The organism is Pseudoflavonifractor capillosus, assembly GCF_016902575.1.
Classification (GTDB): domain Bacteria; phylum Bacillota; class Clostridia; order Oscillospirales; family Oscillospiraceae; genus Enterenecus; species Enterenecus capillosus_A.
Genome location: NZ_JACSNZ010000013.1, coordinates 41011 through 48570, shown reverse-complemented (window position 1 = coordinate 48570; position 7560 = coordinate 41011). Strand labels below are relative to the sequence as shown.

At 51.5% G+C, this 7560-nt stretch carries 8 protein-coding genes and 1 pseudogene; all 9 read left to right on the top strand.

The window, feature by feature from the left end; translation table 11 throughout:
* Positions 1-114: 114 nt before the first annotated feature.
* The 9 genes and pseudogenes from H9X86_RS06405 (at position 115) to mobQ (ending at position 7549) form a co-directional block, all read left to right on the top strand.
* Positions 115-966 carry a DUF6017 domain-containing protein gene (locus tag H9X86_RS06405; protein WP_243416868.1) on the top strand — a complete coding sequence of 284 codons (852 nt, stop codon included), beginning with the start codon at positions 115-117 and terminating at the stop codon, positions 964-966.
* Positions 967-972: 6 nt separating this feature from the next.
* Positions 973-1461 carry a PcfB family protein gene (locus H9X86_RS06400; protein WP_204900721.1) on the top strand — a complete coding sequence of 163 codons (489 nt, stop codon included), beginning with the start codon at positions 973-975 and terminating at the stop codon, positions 1459-1461.
* Positions 1458-1754: pseudogene (locus tag H9X86_RS06395) on the top strand (conjugal transfer protein TraG); the annotation flags it as partial. The gene H9X86_RS06400 and the pseudogene H9X86_RS06395, both read left to right, overlap by 4 nt.
* A gap of 32 nt (positions 1755-1786) precedes the next feature.
* Positions 1787-3661 (top strand): recombinase family protein, encoded by a 1875-nt coding sequence (locus H9X86_RS06390; protein WP_204900719.1) that lies wholly within the window; start codon positions 1787-1789, stop codon positions 3659-3661.
* 78 nt (positions 3662-3739) lie between these two features.
* Positions 3740-3934, top strand: a complete 195-nt coding sequence (locus H9X86_RS06385) for a transposon-encoded TnpW family protein (RefSeq protein WP_022030172.1) — start codon at positions 3740-3742, stop codon at positions 3932-3934.
* Between the two features lie 133 nt (positions 3935-4067).
* The gene (locus H9X86_RS06380) at positions 4068-4364 is read left to right on the top strand and encodes a P-loop NTPase family protein (RefSeq protein WP_022030173.1); all 297 of its coding nucleotides are present in this window, start codon (positions 4068-4070) and stop codon (positions 4362-4364) included.
* A gap of 185 nt (positions 4365-4549) precedes the next feature.
* Positions 4550-5383: a methyltransferase domain-containing protein gene (locus H9X86_RS06375; RefSeq protein WP_002584969.1), complete on the top strand. Its 834-nt coding sequence runs from the start codon at positions 4550-4552 to the stop codon at positions 5381-5383.
* Between the two features lie 131 nt (positions 5384-5514).
* Positions 5515-5811 carry a DUF3847 domain-containing protein gene (locus H9X86_RS06370; RefSeq protein ID WP_022030174.1) on the top strand — a complete coding sequence of 99 codons (297 nt, stop codon included), beginning with the start codon at positions 5515-5517 and terminating at the stop codon, positions 5809-5811.
* A 229-nt stretch (positions 5812-6040) separates the two neighbouring features.
* Positions 6041-7549: a MobQ family relaxase gene (gene mobQ, locus H9X86_RS06365; protein ID WP_204900727.1), complete on the top strand. Its 1509-nt coding sequence runs from the start codon at positions 6041-6043 to the stop codon at positions 7547-7549.
* The last annotated feature ends 11 nt before the right edge of the window (positions 7550-7560 follow it).

The window sequence follows — 7560 nt, the reverse complement described above, 5'->3', positions numbered from 1 at the left end:
AACAGTTACTCCAAAACAGACGAAGATGCCACATTTATGCGGCTGAAAGAAGACCACATGCGAAACGGGCAGCTCAAGCCAGCTTATAATGTGCAGATTGGTGTGAACACGGTAATGTCCAACCACCACCTACGCAACGCGGGGCTGTCGCTGAAATCCAAAGGGCTGCTCTCCATGATGCTGTCCTTGCCGGAGGACTGGAACTACACCACCAGGGGGCTTGCGAAAATCTGCAAGGAGGGCACGGACAGCATCGGCTCCGCCCTGAAAGAGCTGGAACGGGCCGGGTACATAGTCCGCAACCGGCTTCGGGACAGCAAGGGCAAGATCCTGGATGTGGAGTATGTCATCTATGAGACGCCCCATCCCCCGGACACGGGCCAGCCGTGTGAGGACGAGCCGGATACGGCTTGTCCAGATACGGAAAACCCGGATATGGATAACCCATGTCTGGAAAACCGGCCGCAATTAAATAAAGAGAAAAGAAATCCTGAAGAACAAAATACTGATTCATCAAGTACGGAAGGATCAAATCCTATCCAATCAAGCCCCCAAACCCCCGCAGGGGTCAGCCGGACCGGACGGGACTGGATGCGGGAGCGAGAGAACTATCGGGAACTGATTTTGGAGAACATCGAGTACGACATCCTCGTACAAAACGAGCGCATAGACCGTGACCGTCTGAACGAGCTGGTGGAGCTCATGGTGGACACCGTCTGTTCCCGCAGGGAGACGATCCGCATTGCCGGGGACGACTATCCGGCGGAGGTGGTCAAATCCCGGTTCCTGAAACTGAACAGTTCCCACATCGAGTATGTGCTGGACCGTATGCGGGAGAACACCACCTATGTCCGCAATATCAAGAAATATCTGCTGGCTGCCCTGTATAACGCCCCGGCCACCATCGACAGCTACTATGCGTCCCTGGTAAACCACGACCTGTACGGCGGCGGAGAAAGGAGATGATGACTTATGCAGGAAGAAGTCACCCAGCGCACCGTTGCTCTCTGTGTGGAGGCCACCAAACTCTCCGCCGGTATGCTGCAACAAGCCATGAAAAAGGTGCTGGACGAGATGCAGAGAGGCGTGACTGGCCGCAAGACCAAACTGCACCACGGAAAGCAGACCCTACGGCAGCTAATGAAGCACAACACCGGCGTTTCCAACATCGAGATTACCAACCAGAACATCCGGGCCTTTTCCGCCACCGCCAAGAAGTACGGCATTGACTTCGCACTGAAAAAAGACACCAGCGGCGAGATACCCCGCTATCTGGTGTTCTTCAAGGGCCGGGATGCCGACGTTATCACGGCGGCCTTCCGGGAGTTCTCCGCAAAGAACCTGGAGAAAGAGAAAAAGCCCTCTATCCGCAAGGAGCTGGAGCAGGCGAAGCAGCAGGCCAAAGCCCAGCACCGCCAGCGGGAGAAGGTCAAGGCCAAAGACCGGGGTGTGGAATTATGACGGTTGATCTGAAGAAGATTCTCATCCTCAACCTTCCGTATCTGCTGTTCGTGTATCTCTTTGATAAGCTCTGCCAGGCGGTGCGCCTTGCGCCCGGCCTTGACGCCTCTGAAAAGTTCCTGCATTTGAGCCAGGGCTTTACAGAGGCGTTTTCTTATGCGGCGCCAAGCCTGCATCCGCTGGACCTGCTGGCAGGTATTGCCGGGGCGGCCATCGTCTGGCTGGCGGTGTACGCCAAAGGGAAAAACGCCCGCAAATACCGTAAGGGCATTGAGTACGGCAGCGCCCGATGGAGTGCATAATTTTAAGTGTAAAGGAAGCCTATATGGACGCACAGGAGGTTATGCACATGACTGATTATAGTAAAATTACAGCCCTTTACTCCCGCCTTTCCGTGGGCGACGAGGACAGGGACGGCGGTGAGAGTAACTCGATACAGAACCAAAAAATCTTTTTGGAGAACTACGCCAGAGGGCAGCACTTAACCAATATCCGGCACTACATTGACGATGACGAAAGCGGCAGATTTTTTGACCGTTCTGCCTACTCCCGCATGATGGACGATGTAGAGAACGGGAAAATCGGTGTCTGCATTATGAAAGACCTGACACGCTGGGGGCGTGACTATCTCCAAGTCGGCAATGCGATGGAGATATTCAGACGGAACAATGTGCGCTTTATCGCAGTCAACAACGGGATAGACAGCGAAAAGCCCGATACATTGGAGTTTGCGCCCTTTATCAACATCATGTCGGAGTGGTACGCAAAGGACATCAGCAAGAAAGTAAAGACCGGCATTAAGACGAAGGGCATGAGTGGAAAGCCGATTGCCACCGAAGCCCCCTATGGCTATGTCAAATCCCCGGACAACAAGGATTTTTGGATTATCGACGAGGAAGCCGCCGGAGTTGTTCGTTTGATTTTTCGCCTGTTTCTGGACGGAAAAAACCGAAACCAAATTGCCGTATATCTCACGCAGGCGCAAATCCCAACGCCCACATTCTACATGAAAGAGCGCGGGCGGGGAACCTGTAAAAACAGGGCGCTCAATGAGGCCAACCGCTATAAGTGGAACAAAGCCACCCTGACCCATATCCTCACACGGCAGGAGTATTGCGGTGATGTTGTCAACTTCAAGACCACAAAGCACTTCCGCGACAAGCGGAACCACTATGTAGACCGGAGCCAATGGCAGATAACCGAAAATGTGCATGAGCCGATTATTGACCGCACCGACTTTGAAACCGTACAGCGGATTTTGGAAAATGCGCCCGTCAAACGCCCCAACGGGGACGGGGAAATCCACCCTTTGTCGGGCTTGCTTTTCTGTAAGGATTGCGGTGCGAAAATGCACATTCGCATAGATTATCGGAATGGCGGCAAGCGTCATGTTGCCTATTGCAGCGAGTACCACAAGGGAAAAGCCAAAAACCCCAAATGCAATTCCCCGCACATCATTGACGCGGATTTGCTCATGCAGACCATCGCGGAAGTGCTGAAGAAAATCGAGGACTATTCTATCAGCAACTGGGCGGAATTTGAAGCCTTAGTGAAAAAGAACCTTGCCATGCAGCAGACCGACAAGACCAAGAAACAGCAGAAGCGTATCCCGCAAATCACGACGCGCCTTGAACAGATTGACAAGGTGCTGAACAAGCTCTATGAGGACAACGCCCTCGGCACGATCCCGCAAGACCGCTATGAGCAAATGTCGCAGAAGTATTCAGAAGAATACTATGCGCTGAAAGCGGAGCTTGCCGAGCTGCAAGAGCAGCTATCCGCTTTTGAGAACGCGGGCGGACGGGCGCAGAAGTTTTTGAAGCTGACGGAACGCTACGCTGCCTTTACCGACCTGACCCCCGCCATTCTCAACGAGTTTATCAGCCGGATTGAAGTGCATGAGCGCGACAAGAAAAGGGCAAAACAAGCCATTCAGCACATCGGGATATATTTCAACTATATCGGCAAATTTGAGAACGAAGTGACACAGCTTACAGAGCCAACGGAGCAGGAAATCCGGCAAATGCGGGAGGAAATCGAGGAAGCCCAAAAGGAAAAGAGCCGCGCCTACCACCGGCAGTATTCAAGGGAGTACCGGGCGCGTAACCTTGAAAAGCGACGGGAGTATGACCGCATGAAAGCACGGGAATACCGGGCAAAGAAAAAGGCACAGGAAGCCGCCGCAGCACCCGCACAGTAAAACCGAATACTGACAACCAAGAGGGATTTTCCGGGCTACGGGAAATCCCTCTTTTGCACCCAGAGAAAGGAGCCGCCTATGGCAGAACAGAACGGGACACCTCAATCCCCCGACAGTGTTATCACGACACAGAGGGACGGACAGACCATCGTTGCGGAGTTGTTTTTCAACCACAGCGGCACAGAAACATTCCGCGACAAGCTGCTCAAAGTGATACTTGCCGACAGCTTGCAGGACGGTCAAGAGCCGGAAAAAACGAAAATCACGCGATAGGAACCGCCCGGACGAAGAATGGTTCGCCGGGGCGGTTTCTATTTGAAAATCCCCATTTTCCCCAAGTCAAGAGCCGGGAAAATTCCCTCAAAAATGCCCCTCTCTCCAAACGAGGGCGCAGAAAGGAGAGTTTATGCGAACAGGGCTTCCCAAGCAAAAAAAGATCACAGACATCTGGTTTGATGAGAAAGACCCGTTGATCCATATCCGTACCCACAACACCGACTTGAAGAAGCGGCTTGCCGCCTATGCCGAGCAGCACCCCGATGTGTGCCGCCAGACCGACGCAGACCCGGAAACGGGCTGCATGGAGTTTGACATTGAGAAAGGCCGCTTCTCTTTCCGTCTGACCGCCCCATACAGCGAGGAACGGCGGGAAGCGGCGCGGCGGTATGCCAGAGAGAGCAACGTCGCCGACAGGCTGAAATAGAGTTGAAATGTTCATAGTTTTGTGCTATACTTTTTCTAAAAGCAGAGTAATACTGCGGAATTGATTGGAGGACAACACAATGGTTACATTTATGAGATTAAGATAAAACCGCGAGTTATGTTGCGGTTATCCGTATTGCATAACTCGCTTATTGAAGCAGAGATGTAATTACGGAGGAAAAACAAATGAATAATAATTTATCACGCTTTGCAGACAGCAAGGTTTATTTTCAATGCCCAATTTGCACAAAATCAATGGATATACAAGGCAATAGCCTAATTTGTAGACATGGACATTGCTTTGATATTTCAAGATATGGGTATGTAAATTTGTTGTTAAAATCATCGCCCAAAACCAACTACAGCAAGCGGTCTTTTGACAACCGGCACCAAATTTTGGAGTATGGCATGTATGATGTTGTGTTGGAGAAAATCATACAGTTTATTTCTGATACGCCATCTATAAGAAACATTTTAGATGTTGGTTGCGGCGAGGGTTTCTATGCAAGGCAGATACAGCAAAGAACAGAACGAAACATCTTTGCCTTTGACTTGTCAAGGGAGGCAATACAGATTGCATCAAAAAAAGACAAGCGCAAAGCAGTGAAGTGGTTTGTTACTGACTTATCAAAAATCCCTTTGAAAGACGGAAGTATGGATTGTATTTTAGACATATTTTCGCCTGCACACTACAAAGAATTTCAGCGATTGCTATCTCCTAACGGATATGTTGTGAAAGTAATTCCTACGAAAAATCATTTGAGGGAAATCAGGACTAAAGTGCAAGCACACTTGAAAAATCCAGATTATTCAAATGAGTCTGTCGTTGAATATTTTGAGAAATATCTTAAAACCATTTCAAGAGAAACGGTTTCAGCCACCGTACAGTTGTCATCAGAACAAAGAATGTCGTTTATTGAAATGACGCCGCTTCTCTTTTGCGTTGAAAAAGATTGCGTTGATTGGCGTACTCTCACACATTTGACAATCGAAGCTGATGTTTTAATAGGAATGTATTAAAGGGCGTATTGATATTTAATATTCCCATTTATTGAGCAGAACGGAGTAAACCAAACACCCTAATCAAAAGGACAGCCGAGGAAATCGACTGTCCTTTTTCTATGCCGACAGGTAGAAAGGAGTGACCACCCATGACGAAACCGAGAGAAAAAAAACGCGAGGAATTGCAAGCCGAGATTGAGGACGGGAAGAAGAAAATCCGGCAGCTTGAAAATCGGGAAAAGGTGTTGCGGCAAAAGTTATCCCAAGAGGAACGCAGGACGCGCAGCCATCGGCTGATCGTCCGGGGTGCGGTCTTTGAGAGCATTGTGCCAGAAGCAAAGACCATGACCGACGAAGAAGCCGCCGCCTTTCTCCGGCTTGCCCTGACGAGCGAGGAAGCGCGGGGCTATCTGAAAAAACGCACCGAGGGCGGGAAAAGCGAATAATCCCTTTGGTACAAAGGGCGCACTTATACACCCTTGCGGGCGTGTGCGCTCTGCCGAGGGCTTATCTCCGCACAGGGAACTTTCCCCGCGCTCCGATATGGCGGCTTTGCCGCAACAAGGGGCTGCACCCCTTGCGCCGCTTCGCGGCTATCCCTGCACACCCACAAAAACAGTACACCCGCTTGCGCGTCTGTACTATTTTTGCGGGTTTTATTATCCTATCCGGGAGGTGATACCCATAGCTATTTACCATTGTAACATCGGCATTGTGAGCCGAGGAAAAGGCAAGTCAGCCGTTGCCGCAGCCACCTACCGAAGCGGCGAGAAAATCACAAACGAGTGGGACGGAATGACCCATGACTACACCCGCAAGCGCGGCGTTGTCCATACGGAAATCCTATTGCCGCCCCATGCCCCGCCCTCTTTCTCTGACCGCGCTACCCTATGGAACAGTGTGGAGCTTTACGAGAAAACCGGGAACGCCCAGCTTGCCAGAGAGATTGACGCAGCACTCCCCATAGAATTATCCAGAGAGGAACAGATCCGGCTTGTCCGGGAATACTGTTCCTCTCAATTTGTTTCCAGAGGAATGTGCGTTGATTTTGCCATTCACGACACCGACAGCGGCAACCCCCATTGTCATATCATGCTTACTATGCGCCCCCTTGACGAGCGCGGCGCATGGGCGGCGAAGTCCAAAAAGGAATATGACATTGACGAGAACGGCGAGCGCATACGCTTACCAAGCGGCAGATACAAGACACACAAAGTTGACCTCACAGGCTGGAACGACAAGGGCAACGCGCTTTTATGGCGCAAGGCATGGGCGGATATTTCAAATGCCTACCTTGAACGCGCCGGACGCCCGGAGCGTATCGACCACCGCAGTAACGCCGAGCGCGGCATTGACGAGCTGCCTACCGTCCACATGGGCGTAGCGGCTTGTCAAATGGAGAAGAAAGGCATAGCCACCGAGAAAGGCGAGCTGAACCGGAATATCCAAAAGGCAAACCGCCTTATCCGGGAAATCCGGGCGCAGATTGGAAAGCTCAAAGAATGGATTGGCGAACTGTTCAAGGCGCGGGAAAACGCCCCGGAGCAGCCCCCGCAATCCCCCGGCCTTGCAAATCTGCTGATGAAGTATTTAAGCGTTCAGAGAGAAAAGAGCCGGAAGTATTCGCAAAGTTGGCAAAGGCAGCACGCCGCCGATGAACTGAAAACCGTTGCAAAGGCAGTAGGCTATCTTTCCGAGCATGGCATTTCCACCCTTGCGGAGCTGGACGCTACCCTTTCCTCTGTCAGCGACCAAGCCGACGCTATCCGGGCGGGCATGAAAACCGCCGAGAAGCGCATGAAAGAATTACAAAAGCTGATTGAATACGGGAAGAACTACACCGAGTACAAGCCCATTCACGACGAGCTGAAAAAGCTGAAAAATGGCTGGACGAGCAAGCGCGACAAGTACGAGGAAGCCCACCGCGCCGAGCTTACGCTATGGAACGCAGCGAGCCGCTATCTCCATGCAAATCTGCCGAAAGGGACAAAGAGCTTGCCTATCGCTGAATGGGAAAAAGAGTACGCCACCCTCAGCGGGCAGAGAACAGCGGAATATACCAAGCTGAAAGAAACCCGCGCCGAGGTTGCCGAGCTGCACAATATCCGCAAGTGCGTTGATATTGCGCTGAAAGCCGACCAGCCGGAGCAGACCCGCACCAAGCAGCACGACTTAGAACGATGAAAGGAGTTGAG

Coding starts and splice junctions, on each gene's coding strand:
- H9X86_RS06400 (WP_204900721.1), top strand. CDS start 973: ATGCAGGAAGAAGTCACCCAGCGCACCGTTGCTCTCTGTGTGGAGGCC.
- H9X86_RS06375 (WP_002584969.1), top strand. CDS start 4,550: ATGAATAATAATTTATCACGCTTTGCAGACAGCAAGGTTTATTTTCAA.
- H9X86_RS06390 (WP_204900719.1), top strand. CDS start 1,787: ATGGACGCACAGGAGGTTATGCACATGACTGATTATAGTAAAATTACA.
- H9X86_RS06370 (WP_022030174.1), top strand. CDS start 5,515: ATGACGAAACCGAGAGAAAAAAAACGCGAGGAATTGCAAGCCGAGATT.
- H9X86_RS06405 (WP_243416868.1), top strand. CDS start 115: ATGTCCAACCACCACCTACGCAACGCGGGGCTGTCGCTGAAATCCAAA.
- H9X86_RS06385 (WP_022030172.1), top strand. CDS start 3,740: ATGGCAGAACAGAACGGGACACCTCAATCCCCCGACAGTGTTATCACG.
- H9X86_RS06380 (WP_022030173.1), top strand. CDS start 4,068: ATGCGAACAGGGCTTCCCAAGCAAAAAAAGATCACAGACATCTGGTTT.